Source organism: Pseudarcicella hirudinis, from assembly GCF_900115665.1.
Taxonomy (GTDB): Bacteria; Bacteroidota; Bacteroidia; order Cytophagales; family Spirosomataceae; genus Pseudarcicella; species Pseudarcicella hirudinis.
In genome coordinates, this window is sequence record NZ_FOXH01000004.1 from 403,285 (window position 1) to 421,738 (window position 18,454).

Sequence of the window (18,454 nt, forward strand, 5' to 3'; positions counted from 1 at the left end):
TGTCTTTTTCTGGTAAAAAATGATAGATTAAATAGTGATCACTTATAAAACCCATATTGCTGCATCCATTCTATCAATTTGGTGTTATCTACCTCAATTATCTTATCAGTATACTGAAGTTTTGTTTTACCATTTTCGAAAATAAGAAACCCGATTCTGTAAAAGCCCCTTTTTATACTGTCCTGATGAAGTAAGGCATCAAAACCTTTATCGAATCTGTTTCCGGTACGAAAATATCCACCCATCGACAAGGTATTTCTAAAAGGATAAACCAGATAAATATCATTATTATCCTCATTTCTCAATACCATAAAATAGGTGTTCTGACAATTATTTTCGGAAACATTAAGTTTCGTATTCCTTATATGAATTACTCTTACCCCGCCATAGGCAGGTATGGTGTCTCTTTCTATGGTAAATTGAAGAGAAGAATCTAAAAGGGTATTTACATCAACTGTTTTTGATAATTTATTTTCCAGGGTATCAAATCTGCTTGAAGGAAATTTATAAATACCTCTTTTCAATGTTTTTTCAAACAAGCCCAGCGTTGTCGGCTCAAAAGTAAACATCTTTGTATTAGTGGTACGGTGAAATTTCAGGTCATAAATATCAGCCTCATGTGCCAGTTGAAAATTGAGAACCTGTGGTAAGGCTGTATAATATGAATGCCAGCAAAAGATCAGACTCAATGGAAGTGCGATGATACCAATAGTCTTTCTTACGTTCTCTTTTGTAAATAAGACCAGCAACAGATATCCTGTAGCAATACAAACTACTGAATAAATCAAATATCTTTCCACTACCATCACACCTGTAAAATAAACCCCTCTTGAAATGGTTACCCCTACAGCAGTCATCAGTAATGAACAGGCCATCAGGACTATAGCGCTTTTATTTTCATAAACTTTATCCAGCTTATTGAGAGAGTTTTCAATGTTTTCGCTCAGTTTTACTTTGGAACCAATCATCCGTTTCAAAACTACCACACCATATCCCAAAGCAATAGTACTCATGATGAGGATCAAAAGAACGCCTGTTATTACAATGTACCTGTTTCCCCCGCTAAACTGGTATATAGCACTACCTATGAATCCGGTGAGCGTCCCAGCCAGGTTTAAAGGATTTGAAATGATCAGATCATGCAGAGAATATCCTGCCAGTCCAACAACGGTAGGCATTCCTCTGTAGAATAAGCCAGCGAGTACAGCAGCCGTAACATAATAAACAGCCGCCCGAAGATATTGTTTCTGAAATAAAAGAATGATTCCCCCTAAAAAATATACGTAAACAGCATTGCCGTTTATATTGGTATGAATGGCTCCTAAAATAATAGCGGCAATAAAAGCCGGAAGTGTTTTTTTGCTGAGCAGATAATATGCGGCAATGGTAAAAAATATTGACTGCAGATACTGCAGACAGCTAAGCGTCCAGAAAAGATTGCGATGATATATCGGCTGAAACAGAATCAGCGTAAACGGCAGCAGATAAAATAGCGGAACCTGATTATCCTTTAAGATTCTGGCAATAATCGTCCAAAAACCTAACATAAATAATGATCCGAAAAAACATAGGGTTATCAGATTCACCTGACCTTCCAGCCAGTAATCCAGAAACAGAATTGCCCTGATTTCTGTAAAACGATGTCCATTAAAATCTTCAGATAAAATACTCCACCAATCCTGAGGATTATCCTGTATTCTGACAATGGTATTTATGGTCTTGAAATCATCAAGATAAGGTACATTTATCGCATGCGTAAGAACAAATCTGTAAAATAAAAAGATTACGATGCCAATTGACCCATAAAGAAATATCTTGTAAATTTTACCCATAAGCAAAAATCGTCAGGTTGAAGGACACAGAAGTTGAAAACCGGAATTTGGTTCTTTTTGGATGATTTAAAATCAGATGGTTTAACCTTCTATCCGAATCACCAAGGGATAAACAATGCTACGAAGTAACCAATTAATAGTCTAAAACAGTAAAAAACAACACATTATTTAGTTTATGGTATAATATTAAGCGATGAATAAATCCGCAAACTTAATATTATACTAATTATTAATAGATTTGTAGAAAAAAAATATTCCGGCATGTATAAAGTATATGGTATAACCAATTGTGATACGGTAAAAAAAGCGATTACCTGGCTCAAAGATCACGAGGTTGAATTCGAATTTCACGATTACAAAAAGCTAGGTATTTCTCAGCAAAAAGTAGAAGAATGGCTAAGTCAGCAGCCATTTGAAAAGCTACTTAACCGGGCAGGAACCACCTGGAAAAAGCTTCCGGATGAAGTAAAAAACAGTGTTGTTGATGGCGAAACTGCTATCCCGGTAATGCTTGAAAAAACCTCTGCTATTAAAAGACCAATTATTGAAAGCGATAAGATTGTAGCCCTTGGTTTTAATGCGGCTGAATATGAAAACATTTTCAAATCATAACCTAAACTGATGAAACTAAACCTCTTTGTAATTCTTTCTTTCTTCCTTTCAATTGTTTGTAAAGCGCAGGATTCCCGGGCTCCGTTATTTAAGTCATTTGATGGAACCATGATTCATTACGAAGTACAGGGCGAAGGCGCTCCTGTCATCCTGCTTCATGGATTTATCGGAAACAGTTCCGGTTGGAAAAGAGGTGCTTTACCGGCAGAATTAGTAAAATCAGGCTTTAAAGTTATTCTGATTGATTTAAGAGGAAACGGGCTTTCGGATAAACCGCATGATGAGGGTTCGTATAGTAATTTTGCAGAGGTTAAAGATATCATAGGTTTGATGAAATACCTGGGTTTCAAAAAATATGATGTGGTGGGTTATTCAAGGGGCTCAATTATAGGAGCAAAACTTATGACTATGGACAAAAATGTTCATGCTACAGTTTTAGGTGGAATGGGAACGGATTTCACTAATCCTGACTGGCCAAGAAGGAAAATGTTTGAAGAAGCTTTTTCAGGTCAGGCTCACAAGCATCCTCAGACTGCCGGCGCAGTAAAGTATGCCAAATCAATCGGAGCCGATACTATTGTACTTGGGCTTTTGCAAAAATATCAGCCCAGTACAAGCAGGGCGGATCTGGCAAAAGTTAAGATTCCGGTTTTGGTAATAGCAGGAAAAGATGATGAAGATAATGGAAAAGCCACAGATTTAGCAAAAATATTCAGTAATGCTTCCTTTCAAACTGTAGAAGGAAATCATGACAATGCTTCCAGATCCACAGAATTCGCTGAAGCCATTGCCGGTTTTCTGAAGAAAAACCAGTAATTCAAATGGGGTAAGTAAATCTTAAGGATCTTTACCCCATTGAACTTCCGAATGATAAAGTTAAAGTATCTCAAAAATTATCTCAATGCTGGCATCAGATGAGTTGCTACTCCGATTCTGTTCCATGAATTAATAATAATTATTGCCATTATTACCTGAGCAACATATTTTTCACCCAATACCCTTACGGCTTCTGCATAGGTTTCATCTGAAACTTTTTGGGTAATCAAAGTTACTTCCTCCGTCAATGCCAGAATAGCTCTTTCTTCCACTGAAAAAAACGGTGTGTCCCTCCAGGCAGATAAAGCATATATTCTTTGTTCTGTTTCTCCCAAAGAACGGGCATCTCTTGTATGCATGTCGATACAATAGGCACATCCGTTCAGCTGTGAAGATCTGATTTTGATTAATTCCTTGTGAAGGGGATTAAGGCCGGTTGTTCCTAAATATTTATCAAAAGCAATCATTGCTTTATAAGCCTCCGGCTCTACCTGATTTATTTTAATTCTTTCCATTTTTAATGCAGTGTTTTGAATCATTTAATTTGATGAAACAAAATTGCGAAAGAATAAAATGAAAGAAATTGAACCAGATCAAGAATACTCTTAAACATTTTTCCTGGCTCTTATTCTACTGAGGAATTCAGGACTGAAACCAAGATAGGAAGCTAACATATAAAGCGGAACTCTCTGAACAAATTCCGGAAACAGGCTGTGAAAATGTTCATAACGTTCCTCGGCTGTCATTCCGTACAGGTACCTGATTCTCATTTGAGAAGCGGCATAAGTTCTTTGAAGCACTATTCTGAAATACCTTTCCAGTCTGGGAATTTTCAGAAATAATTCATCCATTACTTTCTTGTCAATTCTGACTACTTCCGAAGCTTCAATCGCCTGAATGGAAAAGAAACTTGGCCTTTGACTCAGCAGGCTATCGTAATCAGTAATCCACCAGTTTTCGATACCAAACTGCACAACCTGCTCGTTGGCATTTTCATTGATAAAATAACTACGGAAACATCCTTTTAAAATGAAGTAATACGAAGTACACACCTGCCCTTCCTGCAAAACGTGTTCTTTTTTTCGAATTTCCTGATAATGAAATGCAGCAATTAATATGTTTTCCTCCTCTTCGTCCAACTCAATAAACTTCTTCAAATGCAGCAAAAATCCGGCATACTTCATTTTAAAAATCTGTTTATCTGTTTTAAATACTTTCGGAAACCTGTAAATGTTTATCCTTTATAAAATACCCATTTCGAAACTTCTTTCCAGGTCATTTTTTTGCCGTACATCAAAATACCAATGCGGTAAATTCTTCCGGCAAGCCAGGTTGTTCCCATAAAACCCAGTACCAGTAATACCATTGAAAGGAGTAATTCCCAGGCAGGGACTCCGAACGGGAGCCTCACCATCATATTAATCGGGGAGGTAAATGGTATAATTGAAGCCCAGAAAGCCGTCTGGCTGTCAGGTTCCTGAATTGAATATTGTGCCAGAAAAAAGGAAATAATAATGGGTATTGTTACGGGAAACATAAACTGCTGTGCTTCGGTAGAATTCTCCACTGCCGACCCAACGGCCGCAAACAGAGAGCTATACAGCAAATATCCTCCGAGGTAAAAAAACAGGAAACACAAAATGAGTTTAGGAATCGAAGTAGTAGCAAAAACTTTGTCAACAATAGCCATTGGGTTCTGCGACTTTATTTCTGTTTCAGTCTTTTTTATTTCTTCTTTGGTCGCTCCGATTTTAATCTCTTTTTTCAGCTGATTTTCAAACCTTGAAGCGATTACACCGGAGGTTACAGTAGAAATAGAAAAAGTCAGTACAATCCAGAGCAGAAACTGAGTCATTCCCACCATTCCGATTCCGACGATTTTACCCATCATCAATTGATAAGGTTTTACCGAAGAAATCATCAATTCAATAATCCGGTTACTCTTTTCCTCAATTACACCATTCATAACCTGAGAACCATACAAAAACACCGTAATGTAAAGTATAAAGCCCAGGACCGCCCCCAGAATCATCGTTCCTCCCGCACTGCTGCTCTTTTCTCCGCCGTCTTCACTTAAACTGAATGTATTGGCACTTACATCAATTTTATTATCCTCAATCACTTTTACATCAATCCCGGCTCTGGTAAGTTTAATATTTCTCAATTCTGATTGAATTGTTCCTTCTATATTTCCCTGAAGGCTCAGGTTGACGTTTTTTTCTGCAAAAATCCTGACTCCCTTTGCATCATCAACGATATTCCCGGGGATGTATACAAGGGCATCAAACTTGCTGTTCAGGAACTCTTTCTTAGCTTTCTCAAGCGGTTGCCTACTGAATTTAAAACTTACTCCTTTTTCATCTTTGAATTTGTTGGTGAATAATCCGCTTTCATCGATAACTTCGACAGTTTTGGTATTAGTGTTGTTTAGAAACAAAAGAGCCGGAATGGCATATATAGCTGTAATCAAAATAGGAGCAAGAATGGTAGCAATCCAAAAGGATTTTTTCTTTACTCTGGTGATATATTCACGCTGGATAATCAGTAAAATCTTATTCATAATCGTTTGATTTGATAATTCTGTATGACCTTATAATATTTCATTCGCTTCTCCCCCGACCACATTAATGAAGATTTCATTGAAAGACGGGATATTTTCGCTGAAGGCTTTCAGTTCTACCTGACTGATCAGGTTACTGATCAGGTTGTTCACTGAATATTCCGGAGATAATCTGATATGACTTCTTTTTAATCCGTCTTCGAGGTTTTTTGTCTCTATGATCTGAAAATCATTCGAATTACTTTGAAAATCCCCGATATAATCTACCGTATAAGAATTATCCTTGAATCGGTTTTTCACCTCTTTCTTCTCTCCCCGCAGCACCACTTTCGATTTATTGATAAGGGCAATATTATCACACAATTCCTCCACCGATTCCATTCTGTGAGTCGAGAAAATGATAGTAGAACCCTTTTTCTTTAATTCAAGAATTTCATCTTTTAATAAATTGGCATTAATCGGGTCAAACCCCGAAAACGGCTCATCCAGAATAATCAGTTTAGGCTCATGCACAATTGTGGCAATAAATTGCGTTTTTTGCTGCATTCCTTTCGAAAGGTCTTCTACATTTTTATACCACCAGTCTTTTATATCAAACTTAATAAACCAGACTTTCAGCTTTTCTGTAGCTTCTGCTTTTGTCATCCCCTTCAGTTGTGCCAGGTATAACAGCTGCTCACCGACTTTCATTTTCTTGTAAAGGCCACGCTCTTCGGGCAGATAGCCGATATCTTCGATATGCTTTTGTCTGAGCAATTCGCCATCGAGAAGTATCCTGCCTTCATCAGGCGCTGTAATCTGATTGATAATACGGATGAGAGAGGTTTTTCCGGCTCCGTTCGGACCAAGCAGTCCGAATATAGATCCTTTAGGTACTTCGAGGCTTACATCATCTAAAGCGGTGTGGTTGGCATAGCGTTTCACAACATTCTGCACTTCTAAAATATTCATAGATTTTTGGCTTAATGATTCTTTAGTCTGGTTAAAATACAAACTTAAACAAAATCAGGCTTTTGAATTAACCTTACAAAAAAAGCAAGCATTCATCATAAAAAATCATTTTTTAGGACGAATGCTTGCTTTAAATATACAAACGGTTTTAAGGAGTCTTTACTTTCGCATTTCCCTTAAAAGTTTATTCGCAAAAAGAAATTCATTAAGTTCCTCTACATTGGAGTATGTTATATTGGTATTATCACCTTCCCATAGCTTCCGGCCTTTATAAAGGAACATGATATATTCGCCGATTCCCATTACAGAGTTCATATCGTGGGTTATCACAACGGTAGTAATGCCATATTCATCTGTAATTTCCTTAATCAGGTCATCAATTTTTACCGAAGTAAGCGGATCAAGACCTGAGTTGGGTTCATCACAGAATAAGTATTTAGGATTCATTACGATTGCCCTCGCAATACCTACCCGTTTTTTCATTCCTCCTGATATTTCAGAAGGCATACGTTTCCCGGCGTTTTCAAGACCAACCCTTTGCAGACAGAAGTTTACTCTTTCCAGCTTATCAGATTCGGTCATTTCAGTTAACATATCAAGCGGAAATCTCACATTCTCCTCTACTGTTTTGGAATCAAAAAGTGCTCCGCCCTGAAACAGAACTCCCATTTCTCTTCGGATTGCTTTGCGCGTTTCTTCATCCGAAGAATGAAAATCGCGGCCATCATACAAAATTTTTCCGGTTTCAGGTTTAATGATACCGATCATACACTTCAGTAATACACTTTTCCCGGTTCCGCTTCCTCCGATGATCAGGCTGGTTTCTCCTTTTTGAAAAGTACCGTCTATTCCCAGAAGAATATCACGTCCTTCGAAAGCCTTACGAATATCTTTTATTTCAATCATATTCAAATTTATAGAAAAAGAGGCAGTTTTTTACAGCCTTATAAATTTTCTACCTGTTTCAGGTAAAGTTCTACCTGTTTCAGAACCTCTTTTCTGCCGGCAGAGTTCATTTTTCAAAATTAGTATAAACGATTCAAATGCCCGGAGCTAAAATCCGAAAGAAGGATCAGCCTCATCTTTTTAAACCATTAAACAGCAGGTACAGAGTCGGTTGATCGCTATTTTTATATTATTTTTCAAAGATTTTTTATAACTTCCCATAAGTAATCCAAACTAAAACATATCCCTCATGAGAAGCATTAACGACTGGCTGAATGAATACGGTGAAAGTCATAAAAATCCAACCAACAAGATGGTTCACTGGATTTGTGTTCCTGCTATTTTCTGGACTATTGTCGGCTTGTTCTATGGCATCAAATTTCCTGTCCAGGTTATCGGAAATATTCCATTGAACTTAGCAATAGTACTTTTGGCATTAACTACCATTTATTATTTCAGTCTTTCAAAATCCCTGTCACTGGGTATGCTCATTTTTTCCCTGATTTGTCTTTTTATCTGCCAGAAAGTGGAAGAAAGCGGGTTTACATTATGGAAAGTGAGTATTATCGTTTTCGTATTGGCCTGGATCGGACAATTCTGGGGACATAAAGTAGAAGGCAAAAAGCCATCGTTTCTAAAAGACATCCAGTTTCTGATGATCGGACCTGCCTGGCTTATGAGCTTTATTTATAAAAAAATAGGTATTGCCTATTAAAATAATTAGCCAATCCGGCAGGTGTAAATCTGTCAGATTGGCTAATTATTTCTAAGGGCTAATCCAGACTTTCTTTAATAATTGGCAGTACCAGATCCAGCTCTTTCCTAAAATCAAGATATAGTTTTTTCAAATTCTCTTCATCAAAAGTTAAAAGTGTCTCAAATTTATGAGCAAAATTGGTTATGGTTTTGAGTCCGGAAGAAAGACTCGTTCCTTTAAGTCTGTGTCCGGCAGCTTTTAAAGCAATCAGGTTCTGAGACCGGATACTTTCCTGAATAGACTTATCAGATTTATCTAATTCCTCTACTGCAATTTTCATAATTTCTCTGATTGTTTCCAGGTCGTCACCAACCATAGATTTCAGAAATTCAACGTCAAAATAATCTTCCGATTCTTTGGGTGAAATGATAACAGGAACTGGCTTGAGGTCTTTTGAAGAACTGAGCCATTTGTTAAAAATATTAACCATTGCTCCTTCTACGAAAGGTTTAGCCATAAAATCATCCATACCGATAGCAAGGCATTTTTCCCGTTCGCCTTTCAGGTTTCCGGCGGTAAGTGCAATAATCGGCACCTGTGTTCCACCGTTAAGTTCCCGGATTTTGAGCGTTGCCTCATAACCATTCATTTCAGGCATCTGAATATCCATCAATACAAGATCGGGGAGTTCTGTCTGACATTGTTTTAAGGCCTCTTTTCCATTATTTGCTTCAACAATTATCGCATTTGGTGCAATTCTGTGAACCAGCGTTTTGGCAAATAATTTATTGACAGGGTTATCCTCTGCAATCAGAATCCGTAATTCTTTAGTATTCTGATGATTATCCGTAAAATCAGGTGTTTTAACTACCGTTATCTCTTTGATAAATAAATGAGACAAAGTATCAAACAGATCATGTATTTTAATCGGTTTGACAATTCGCTGATTTACTTTCAGATCTTCGCAGGCTTTAATTAAAGCTTCATCGTCAGAAGAGCTATGCAGTAAAATGACAGGCTGTTTTTCCATCGAATCCCCGAAATTCTCTCTGATTTTACGAATCGTTTCAATGCCATCCATATAAGGCATATGATAATCCATCATAATCAGATCAAAATCATCCCTTTCGTTTAACAGCTGTAAAGCTTCAAATCCATTTTTAGCTTCCACCGAGTGAATATTTTTCAGCAACAACATCTGTTTGACAATCAACCTGTTGTTGTCATTATCATCCACAATCAGCACATTCTTGATTACATCAAAATTCTCCCAGATTACAGGCTCGCCTCTTTCTGTATCCAGAATAAGGTCAAAATAGAAAGTACTTCCTACGCCGACAGTACTTCTGAGTTCCAGTTTACTGCCCATGAGTTCAAGCAGACGATTAGAAATGGTAAGTCCCAATCCGGTACCTCCATATTTCTTGGTAGTCGAGCTATCCTCCTGCAGAAACTCTTCAAAGATTTTACTTCTTTTCTCAGGTTTTATTCCGATTCCGGTATCTCTTACTTCAAAACGAATTGTTTTTCTGTCTCCTTCATCATGAGACAATTGTTCGATTTTGAGTTCTATTTCACCTTTTTCAGTGAATTTCACGGCATTTCCCAGCAAATTGATCAGAATTTGCTTAATTCTGATAGAATCTACCCAAATGAATCTTGGTAAATCGTTGGAAATATTCAGTAATACTTCCAGTCCTTTGGTTTGTGCCTGAAAAGTAATAATATCCGCTGCCTGATACCCCATTTCATAGAGGTCACATTTATCAATATCCAGTTCAAGCTTTCCTGCTTCAATTTTAGAAAAGTCGAGAATATCATTGATGATATTCAGCAAGGCATTGGCTGACTGATTGACGATAGAAAGATATTGCTGCTGGGTTTCATTCAGATTTGTTTTCAGCACCAAATCGGTAAACCCAATCACTCCGTTCAGAGGTGTTCTGATTTCATGACTCATATTGGCCAGAAATTCAGATTTGGCAATACTTGCCTGTTCGGCCAGAATTTTAGACTTTCTTAATTCTTCTTTTTTCAGACTCAGATCTGTCACGTCCTGTGTAAGCATCATAATTCCGCCAACGGAGCCATCCAGATTATACCAGGGGCGAACTTCCCATCGGAGATACTGATCGTGGCTCCAACCCTCCGGACGCCATGATTCTTCTTCACATTTTTCAACAGCGCCATTCAAACAATTCTGGTGAATGGTCTTCCATTCGTCTGAAATATTCGGAAAAACATCATAATGGCTCAATCCAAGTAAATTTCTTCCGGTCAGATGATATTCCTCCAGCCAGCGGTTACTTACAGCCACATATTTAATATCACAATCAAACATTGCCACCGCAGCCGGAGCATGCTCTACAAAAGCCAATAACCTTGCTTTTTCAGTAATAAGCGCCAGTTCGGCCATTTTTATTTCATCAATGTCCTGGAAAGTCCCATAGAGTCTTTTGCAAATTCCGTTATCAAAATCTGCATTTCCCATAGTTCTAACCCATCTCTCCCGGCCGGTTCCGGTAAGAATCTGTACTTCAAGATCCCAGCTTTTCCCTTCTGTAATGGCCTCACGTGCTGATTGATATACTTTATCTCTGTACTCCTCTTTATAAAAATTGATAGCGGTATTTACGTCCGGTTCGTAATCAGCGGGTACTTCATGAATTTCTTTGGAAACGTTTGACCAGAAAAGCTTTTGCTTACTCATGTTAACTTCCCAGCCTCCTACTCTCGCCACCTGATTGGTTTGTTCAAGAATTTCTTTGGTCTTTTTCAGGTCTGCTTCCAGATAATGCCTTGCGGTAATATCCAATGCATTTCCAATCACATATTCCTCTCCATCCGGACTTTTTTCCAGCACATTATTGAAAAGCCAGATTCTTGTCGTTCCATTTTTGTGAAGCGTATGCATCACACCATTTGACTTACCATTATGCAGTATTTCTACCAGGTAATGATCAATAATGCCATGATGTTTAACATCCATGATATCATGCAGTCTTTTCCCGATCAATTCTTCGGGCGTGTATCCGAGGATACCTGCTCCGGCAAGATTTACAGACAAGAGTTTTCCTTCAAAGTCATGCGTACACATTAGTCCCTGAGAGCTTTCAAAAAAGGACCTGAATCTGCTTTCACTATGCTGCAACATCAGGGATCTTTTGGTTTCTTCAGAAACATCCCGGCCCAGCACATAAAGATTACCGGTATGGAAATCAGGGGTTCCTAACCAGGCCAATGTTTTGTATTCCCCGTTTTTCGACTTGATTCTATTGGTAAAACCAAATGTTCCGGTTCCCTGCTGCAGATCGGAAATTCCTTTCTTTGTTTTTTCAATATCATCAGGATGAATCAGGTCAAAAAAAGAAGTATTTAACAGAAATTCTTCGTCCCAACCAAAAATTTCAGTAAAGGCAATATTCAGTTTCTTTAAATAACCAGCAGGATTAACCACACAGATTAAGTCTTTGGAAGATTGAAGGATTCTGGTAAAATAATTGGATTCCTGTCTCTTTTTCCTTTCGGTCAATAAGAAAACCACTTCTTCGGCGAGTAAACTCAAAGACGTTTTCTGTGATCCGGAAAGTTTTCCGGGCTTGTAATCTAAAACACTGATTGTCCCCAGAGCAAAACCATCCGGATCAATGAGCGGGCATGCGGCATAATGAAGAATCGGGGTATTTTCAGGAAAGATTCGGTTATCCCCGAAATCTGGATCCAGGCTAAGGTCTTCTATTTCATAAAAAGCCTGAGAGCTAAGCGGTATCCGGCAAATTGATATTTCTTTGGGAATTTCTCTCAGGTTTATGCCAATTTTTGATTTGAACCATTGGCGTTTTTCATCGATGAAAGATATTAGTGCAACAGGTACGTCACATGCCAGCATGGCAAGTTCTGCAAGCCTGTTAAATTCTTTTTCTGATGTGGTATCAAGTATCTGATAGTTTTTCAGCGCTTTTAATCGCGCTTTTTCATTATCAGGAATAGGAAATATGTTCATCGAATTCTGTTTTCTAGAATGGCGGTCTCCAGACGTACTTTTATAAGTACAATTTAACAAAGAACTGCTTAAAGTTTAATACTTAACAAAAAATGTACCATAAAACCAGCTAAATACCCAACCCTGTTCAAAGAAAATCGGGTGGTATCTTTATTGATTCTAATGGCAATATATACTGTAATCAGCCATATACCTTAAATTTAAGAATATTCAAGGATTTATCATGTGTTCATTAAAAACTTCGTATTAAAACCTGTCTGTTAAGTCTGATATCAGATAAAAAGGCCGGAAATCTCTTTACGATTTCTCCAGCCTTTCAAAAATATTAAAAATCCATGATTTCTCTTCAGGAACCTCTGTATGTTGAATATCCGAACGGACTCAAAAGAAGCGGGATATGATAATGTTCTTCTGTGGTAATTTCAAAGATTACTTCTACCCAGGGATAAAAAGCCTCTATTGACAATTGGTTGAAATACGCTTTTGTTTCAAACTTCATTTTGTAATAGCCCAGTGGCAGTGTTATTTTGTTTGAAAGCAAATCGGGAATTCTTCCGTCATTATTGGTCTCTCCCCGTACGAGTTCATTCCAGGTTCCGTTAGTCTTTTCAAACAGGATAATTACTACTCCTTTTGCGGGTTTGCCAAGAGTTGTATCTAAGATGTGGGTTGTCAACTGACTCATTGTAATAGTTTTTCTAAACGTAGTTTTGTGATTTTATTTTGTTCTGCCATGGCTATTCCAATTTCCGTGGCAGGGTCATTTGGTAAACGATCCTGAAGTAATTTTAACATTTCGGGGGCAGTTTTACCCGTAGCACAAACAATAAAAATATATCCGAATTTCTTTTCATATTCCTCATTACCTTCAGCAAGAGATTCAAGTACTTCCTGAGAAGCATCAGAGGTACCTTTCTGTTCTCCCGAGGCCCACCCGGCTGTTGAAACAAACTTCTTTTTCAAAGCATCAATATCTCCGATTTTAGGATGATGGGTAAAGGCTTCCAGCCAGTCTTTTTCGGTGCAATTGAACCAGTTTTGCCCGGCAATATTCCATAAATCTTCTAAAGAATTGATGTTTTTGCCATCCTTCTTTAAAACATCAAGCATTTTATCCTGCCATGTTTCTGAACCACAGCATTTAGCTAATGCTTCCTTTAACTGAACCTGATCCAGTTTTTTCAGTTCCTCAATTGTCATACTTTCCAATGTTAGATTCTGGTAGGGAAACGGTTCACATTTTTGTAATAAATGTACACCGCAGGTTCTTTACCCATCGCAGTAAACCACTGCTGGCAATAAGGTGCCATCCAGATCGAATCTCCTTCTTTAATCGGATACCACTGATGGTCAAGCATATACACCCCTTGTCCCTGCAAATACATTAATCCGTGTTCCATGATATGAGTTTCTACCAATGGCAGATGTCCGCCGCTGTCATATGTGAAGATATTTACTGCCATATCGAAAGATAAGTGGTCCGGTAAAAGTACCTGCAACCGTAAAGCCTCATCTCCCAGATAGGCAGGTGCCGGGAAATCTTTTGCATCTCCGAAAATTACCTCCGGAATATCATAACCCTCAAGGGCTTCATACACTTTATGGAAAGTCAGTATTTTTGTTCCTTCAGAAATTTCTTCAAAAACATATTCTTTTCCAATCGGGACATAGACAAACTGTCCTTTTGAAAGTTTCTTGCCTTCTCCGCTGATATGTACTTTTGCATTTCCGGAAATAAGGTAGAAAAAAATCTGAGATTCTTTGGTTTTTCCTTTTAGTGTGGAATCCTTTTGTGCAGTTATCAATGTCTGACAAAGATTCGCCCCCATCGCTTCATTGATGATTACATTGACTGTACAGTTTGTCCAGCCCGGAACACAGCTGTTAATATACCCATCAGGTGCTATTACAGCATGATTATTTTTGACAACGCTTCTTGTTAGTGCCGAAATTTCCATAGATCAAGGTATTAATTTGTAACCACATAGTAACATAGTTAACATAGAATCTTTACAACCACATAGTAACATAGTTAACATAGAATCTTTACAACCACATAGTAACATAGTTAACATAGAATCTTTACAACCATATAGCAACATAGATAACATAGAATTATTGTAACCACATAGTAACATAGATAACATAGAATTCTTGTAACCACATAGTAACATAGATAACATAGAATCTTTGTAACCACATAGCAACATAGTTAACATAGAATCTTTGTAACCACATAGCAACATAGTTAACATAGAATCTTTACAACTACATAGCAACATAGATAACATGGAATTATTGCAACCACATAGCAACATAGATAACATAGAATTATTGTAACCACATAATAATATTGGATTGAAGGTAAAGTACTAAAATATTATGGATGCTGATTCAGTAAACTTTTTATAAAACGATCTGATATTTCTATGGCTGAGGCCAGGTCTTCCATTGCTACATTTTCCAGAGGATTATGGCTGATTCCCTGAAAACACCTGATAAACAGCATTGTTACCGGAGCTACCAAAGAAACAGGAACTGCATCATGACCAGCTCCGCTAACTAATTTTATCACTTCATAGCCGGCATCTCTGATGGCAGATTCCAGCAATTCGTTCATTCCTGTATCACAGATTACCGGAGCTGTTTCCTGAATAAGCTGCCAGCTCATAGCTATTTTTCTTTTAGCTGAAATGGTTTCGCAAATACTTTTGAGCTCATCATAAGCCTGCTCAAGCTTCTCATTATCTGCACTTCGCAAATCCAGACTGCAAATTACTTCTCCCGGAATTACATTGGAAGCAGCATTGACAACCTGAAGCTTTCCTACTGTAGCCACAATTTCTGCGCCGTTTTCCAAAGCATATTTTTCAATAGCCAGAACCACCTCTGCTGCATTGCAAAGGGCATCTTTCCGCATATTCATTGGAACTGTTCCGGCATGCCCGGCGAAACCCGTAAAACCCAATTCGATGCGTTTCTGTCCTGCAATTCCGGTAACAATTGCTGCCGGAATATTTCTTTCATACAGAACAGGTCCCTGCTCTATGTGCATTTCAAAATACCCAAGCCAGTTTTCCACCGGAATCATATCTTCCGCTATCTTTCCGGCATCTCCTCCCATTTCATATATTACTTCCTTTAAAGCAATGCCTTTTTCATCTTTTTTTTCTAAAAGCAAATAATCAAAAGCCCCCGTTACAGCCTTACTGCCAAGAAAAGTAGTATGAAAACGCACTCCTTCCTCATCACTAAAAGCAATAAGTTCTATGTGAAAAGGGAGCTGTACTTTATGAAGGATCAGCTGTTCGAGTAAGTCTAAACCCATCAAAACACCTAAAGGTCCATCAAACTTTCCAGCATTTACAACGGTATCAATGTGTGAAGCAATTACAAAAGTTCTGGCTTCAGGATTATCTGAACGAAGTTTTCCCCTGACATTTCCAATCTGATCAACATTGGTTTCCAAACCGGCTTCATTCATCCAGGTTTTCACTAAGGCTCTCCCTTCCAAAAAAGCTTTGGTACCAAAAGTTCTGGTAATGACACCCGGCTCCTCACTTACTGAGGCCAGCCGGTTAATCCGGTTCATGACTTTTTCAGCTCTTTGCAAATCTTTATTCATTTGGTTTTGACAGGAATAGTCTTCAAAAATCACACTATTTCTCCGGAATTCAGTGACACAATATTCCCGTTTTCAAATACTTTTTTCCCTTTCAGATAAGTTTGCTCAACCAGACCGTAGAGCTTTTCATGAAGATATGGGGTTATTTTATGCTTATGGAGAATGAGGGTTTCTGTTACCTCAAAATCCTTTTCAGGATTCCAGACCAGCAAATCAGCCGTATAGCCTTTTTGAATTTTCCCCAAAGAATCTGCCTTTCCGATTAGTTTAGCAGGTTTTTCTGAAAGCCAATCCGCTATATCTGTAAGCTGAAAACCTCTGTCTCTGGCGGCAGTCCACAAAATTGGCAAAGCAAATTGTATAGATGAAATTCCTCCCCAGGCCTTTTTGAAATTACCCTCTTCCAATAACTTCAATTCCGGTGGTGCCGGAGAATGATCTGTTGCTACAAAATCAATAATGCCGTCTTTCAGGGCCTGCCATAATTGGTCATTATTGCTTTTTTCTCTGATTGGTGGTGCACATTTATATTGCGTTCCTCTATCCGGGATATTTTCTGCCTTAAAATACAGATAATGCTGAGCCGTTTCAACCGTCAGAGGCAACCCTTTCTCTTTTGCCTTTTTAATCGGCTCAACAGAGTTGGAGGATGACAAATGGACAATATGCGTACGACAACCAAACTCCTCACATAATCTTATCATCAGCTCAATGGCTTTGTCTTCCCATTCTTTAGGACGAGAAGCCAAATAAGCTGAATAAGATTCCGGATGACTTTCAGGCGGGTAATTATTTTCTGTGCTTAGCTCACAATGTACCAGCAAGGGTAATTGATGCCGTGCGATAACAGGCATTGCTTTTCGTAAATCTTCTTCTGTCACATTCGGAAATTCATCTATTCCGGAATGCGTCAGAAAAGCTTTAAAACCTATAACTCCATTCTCAATAAGCCCTTCTATATCAGCCGTATTTCCCGGAACAAGCCCTCCCCAAAAACCACAATTGGTATGAAGCTGATTTTGCGTGGCCATGCGTTTTGCTTCCAATGAAGCAACATTTGTCGTTACGGGAGAAGAATTAAGCGGCATGTCAATCAACGTTGTTAATCCGCCTGCAAGAGCCGCTTTGGTAGCTGTGTCAAAGCCTTCCCAGTTTGTTCTCCCCGGTTCATTGATATGCACATGAGGGTCAATCAGACCAGCCATTAAAACACTTTCTCCGAGTTCTGTTATCGTTTGCGCATTTATTTCAGCATTGTATGGCAAAACCTCTTCGATAATTCCATTTTTTACCAAAACCACAGCACTTTTCAATCCTTCGGGCGTAAGTACCCTGTTTCCTCTGAAAGCTATATCGAACATATACAAAAGTGTTGATGAAATTCCGAAAAACGGGAAATGGTCCGGTTCTGTTTCAGGCTTAAAGCCAGTGAATTGTCCGAAACGCTTTACGGTTTAAAATGCCTTTCCTATCAGTAAAAATAGAAAAATAATTCATATATTGAATATCGCAATTGTTAAATTACCAATTCTAAAACTTATGGCTATTAAACTGGGGAAGAATGCTTATGGCAAGAATGCTATAAACTTATCAAAAATAATCAGACATGATGATTGTCATGAATTCAGACAGATTTCGGTAAATGTTTCTCTTGAAGGTGACTTCGAAACGGCTCATACCTTTGGCGACAATTCCAGAATTCTGCCTACAGATACCCAGAAAAATACGGTTTATGCACTGGCTAAAGAGTATTTTACCGGATCAATTGAGGAATTTGGCATTCATTTATCCAAACACTTTTTCAGTAAAAATCCGCAGGTTTCGGAGGTGAAAATTGAGATTGCTGAGTTCTGCTGGAAAAGAATGAATTTTGAAGGAAATCCGCATACCCATTCATTTGTCAACGGAGGAAATGAAAAACATACCACCATTGTTCAGCAGAATGCAGACGGCATTTACATCACTTCAGGCATCAAGGATTTACTGATTCTCAAAACAACGGATTCCTCTTTTACAAATTATATCAAAGATGAATACACTACTTTAAAAGAAGCTGACGACAGAATATTTGCAACTGAATGTGAAGCATCCTGGGAGTATTCATCTGACAATCTGAACTTTACGGAACAGTATGATCAAATCCGCAATTTACTCCTGAAAACTTTTGCTGATCATAAAAGTCTTTGTGTACAGCAAACCCTATTTGAAATGGGAGAAAAGGTCCTGGAAAACTATGAAACTGTAAAAGAAATCAGTCTGAAAATGCCGAATAAACATCATATTCTTTTCAACCTGGAACAATTCGGTATCCCGAATCGGAATGAAATCTTTATCGCTACCGATGAACCATACGGATACATCACGGGAACCGTAATAAGAGATTAAATTTCAGAATAATATGAATTTTCAGACA

16 protein-coding genes are annotated in these 18,454 nt (G+C 38.1%); 4 read left to right on the forward strand and 12 right to left on the reverse strand.

The features are described 5' to 3' along the window. Positions 1-38 precede the first annotated feature (38 nt). Complete coding sequence (locus tag BM179_RS09850) at positions 39-1,832, reverse strand: hypothetical protein (RefSeq protein WP_092016022.1); 1,794 nt, start codon at positions 1,830-1,832, stop codon at positions 39-41. 261 nt (positions 1,833-2,093) lie between these two features. Between BM179_RS09850 and BM179_RS09855 the strand changes: the two genes are divergently transcribed. Continuing rightward, positions 2,094-2,444 (forward strand): Spx/MgsR family RNA polymerase-binding regulatory protein, encoded by a 351-nt coding sequence (locus BM179_RS09855; protein ID WP_092016025.1) that lies wholly within the window; start codon positions 2,094-2,096, stop codon positions 2,442-2,444. Positions 2,445-2,453: 9 nt separating this feature from the next. Next, on the forward strand, positions 2,454-3,260 hold the full coding sequence (locus BM179_RS09860; RefSeq protein WP_092016028.1) for an alpha/beta fold hydrolase: 807 nt from the start codon (positions 2,454-2,456) through the stop codon (positions 3,258-3,260). Between the two features lie 77 nt (positions 3,261-3,337). Here the strand turns inward: BM179_RS09860 and BM179_RS09865 are convergent, their stop codons facing one another. The 5 genes from BM179_RS09865 to BM179_RS09885 form a co-directional block, all read right to left on the reverse strand. Continuing rightward, the gene (locus BM179_RS09865; protein WP_092016213.1) at positions 3,338-3,775 is read right to left on the reverse strand and encodes a carboxymuconolactone decarboxylase family protein; all 438 of its coding nucleotides are present in this window, start codon (positions 3,773-3,775) and stop codon (positions 3,338-3,340) included. A gap of 90 nt (positions 3,776-3,865) precedes the next feature. Beyond that, positions 3,866-4,444 carry a Crp/Fnr family transcriptional regulator gene (locus BM179_RS09870; RefSeq protein ID WP_092016031.1) on the reverse strand — a complete coding sequence of 193 codons (579 nt, stop codon included), beginning with the start codon at positions 4,442-4,444 and terminating at the stop codon, positions 3,866-3,868. A 50-nt stretch (positions 4,445-4,494) separates the two neighbouring features. Beyond that, on the reverse strand, positions 4,495-5,820 hold the full coding sequence (locus BM179_RS09875; protein ID WP_092016034.1) for an ABC transporter permease: 1,326 nt from the start codon (positions 5,818-5,820) through the stop codon (positions 4,495-4,497). A 30-nt stretch (positions 5,821-5,850) separates the two neighbouring features. Then, entirely contained in the window at positions 5,851-6,771 is a 921-nt protein-coding gene (locus tag BM179_RS09880) for an ABC transporter ATP-binding protein (protein WP_092016036.1), read from the reverse strand. A gap of 159 nt (positions 6,772-6,930) precedes the next feature. Beyond that, a complete protein-coding gene (locus tag BM179_RS09885) occupies positions 6,931-7,677 on the reverse strand; it encodes an ABC transporter ATP-binding protein (RefSeq protein WP_092016039.1) in 747 nt (248 codons plus the stop codon). 289 nt (positions 7,678-7,966) lie between these two features. Between BM179_RS09885 and BM179_RS09890 the strand changes: the two genes are divergently transcribed. Then, positions 7,967-8,431, forward strand: coding sequence for an Mpo1 family 2-hydroxy fatty acid dioxygenase (locus BM179_RS09890; RefSeq protein WP_092016043.1), 465 nt, complete (start codon positions 7,967-7,969; stop codon positions 8,429-8,431). A 58-nt stretch (positions 8,432-8,489) separates the two neighbouring features. Here BM179_RS09890 and BM179_RS09895 read toward each other — a convergent pair whose 3' ends face one another. From BM179_RS09895 to allB, 6 genes are all read right to left on the reverse strand, one after another. Further along, complete coding sequence (locus BM179_RS09895; protein ID WP_092016046.1) at positions 8,490-12,416, reverse strand: PAS domain S-box protein; 3,927 nt, start codon at positions 12,414-12,416, stop codon at positions 8,490-8,492. Positions 12,417-12,762: 346 nt separating this feature from the next. After that, a complete protein-coding gene (uraH, locus tag BM179_RS09900; protein WP_092016051.1) occupies positions 12,763-13,101 on the reverse strand; it encodes a hydroxyisourate hydrolase in 339 nt (112 codons plus the stop codon). Further along, entirely contained in the window at positions 13,098-13,616 is a 519-nt protein-coding gene (uraD, locus tag BM179_RS09905; protein ID WP_092016055.1) for a 2-oxo-4-hydroxy-4-carboxy-5-ureidoimidazoline decarboxylase, read from the reverse strand. Before uraD ends, uraH begins: the two co-directional genes overlap by 4 nt. Before the next feature lie 11 nt (positions 13,617-13,627). Further along, positions 13,628-14,374, reverse strand: coding sequence for a (S)-ureidoglycine aminohydrolase (gene allE / locus BM179_RS09910; RefSeq protein ID WP_092016058.1), 747 nt, complete (start codon positions 14,372-14,374; stop codon positions 13,628-13,630). A 422-nt stretch (positions 14,375-14,796) separates the two neighbouring features. Beyond that, entirely contained in the window at positions 14,797-16,041 is a 1,245-nt protein-coding gene (locus BM179_RS09915) for an allantoate amidohydrolase (protein WP_092016061.1), read from the reverse strand. Positions 16,042-16,070: 29 nt separating this feature from the next. Next, on the reverse strand, positions 16,071-17,402 hold the full coding sequence (gene allB, locus BM179_RS09920; protein WP_092016064.1) for an allantoinase AllB: 1,332 nt from the start codon (positions 17,400-17,402) through the stop codon (positions 16,071-16,073). A gap of 178 nt (positions 17,403-17,580) precedes the next feature. Here allB and pucL point away from each other — a divergent pair, with 178 nt between their 5' ends. Then, on the forward strand, positions 17,581-18,426 hold the full coding sequence (gene pucL / locus BM179_RS09925; protein ID WP_092016066.1) for a factor-independent urate hydroxylase: 846 nt from the start codon (positions 17,581-17,583) through the stop codon (positions 18,424-18,426). Positions 18,427-18,454: the final 28 nt, after the last annotated feature.

Excerpts from the sequence above, each read along its gene's own strand:
- pucL (WP_092016066.1), top strand. The coding sequence starts at position 17,581 with ATGGCTATTAAACTGGGGAAGAATGCTTATGGCAAGAATGCTATAAAC.
- BM179_RS09890 (WP_092016043.1), top strand. The coding sequence starts at position 7,967 with ATGAGAAGCATTAACGACTGGCTGAATGAATACGGTGAAAGTCATAAA.
- BM179_RS09855 (WP_092016025.1), top strand. The coding sequence starts at position 2,094 with ATGTATAAAGTATATGGTATAACCAATTGTGATACGGTAAAAAAAGCG.
- uraD (WP_092016055.1), bottom strand. The coding sequence starts at position 13,616 with ATGACAATTGAGGAACTGAAAAAACTGGATCAGGTTCAGTTAAAGGAA.
- allB (WP_092016064.1), bottom strand. The coding sequence starts at position 17,402 with ATGTTCGATATAGCTTTCAGAGGAAACAGGGTACTTACGCCCGAAGGA.
- BM179_RS09850 (WP_092016022.1), bottom strand. The coding sequence starts at position 1,832 with ATGGGTAAAATTTACAAGATATTTCTTTATGGGTCAATTGGCATCGTA.
- BM179_RS09865 (WP_092016213.1), bottom strand. The coding sequence starts at position 3,775 with ATGGAAAGAATTAAAATAAATCAGGTAGAGCCGGAGGCTTATAAAGCA.
- BM179_RS09880 (WP_092016036.1), bottom strand. The coding sequence starts at position 6,771 with ATGAATATTTTAGAAGTGCAGAATGTTGTGAAACGCTATGCCAACCAC.
- uraH (WP_092016051.1), bottom strand. The coding sequence starts at position 13,101 with ATGAGTCAGTTGACAACCCACATCTTAGATACAACTCTTGGCAAACCC.
- BM179_RS09915 (WP_092016061.1), bottom strand. The coding sequence starts at position 16,041 with ATGAATAAAGATTTGCAAAGAGCTGAAAAAGTCATGAACCGGATTAAC.
- BM179_RS09860 (WP_092016028.1), top strand. The coding sequence starts at position 2,454 with ATGAAACTAAACCTCTTTGTAATTCTTTCTTTCTTCCTTTCAATTGTT.
- BM179_RS09870 (WP_092016031.1), bottom strand. The coding sequence starts at position 4,444 with ATGAAGTATGCCGGATTTTTGCTGCATTTGAAGAAGTTTATTGAGTTG.
- BM179_RS09895 (WP_092016046.1), bottom strand. The coding sequence starts at position 12,416 with ATGAACATATTTCCTATTCCTGATAATGAAAAAGCGCGATTAAAAGCG.
- BM179_RS09875 (WP_092016034.1), bottom strand. The coding sequence starts at position 5,820 with ATGAATAAGATTTTACTGATTATCCAGCGTGAATATATCACCAGAGTA.
- allE (WP_092016058.1), bottom strand. The coding sequence starts at position 14,374 with ATGGAAATTTCGGCACTAACAAGAAGCGTTGTCAAAAATAATCATGCT.
- BM179_RS09885 (WP_092016039.1), bottom strand. The coding sequence starts at position 7,677 with ATGATTGAAATAAAAGATATTCGTAAGGCTTTCGAAGGACGTGATATT.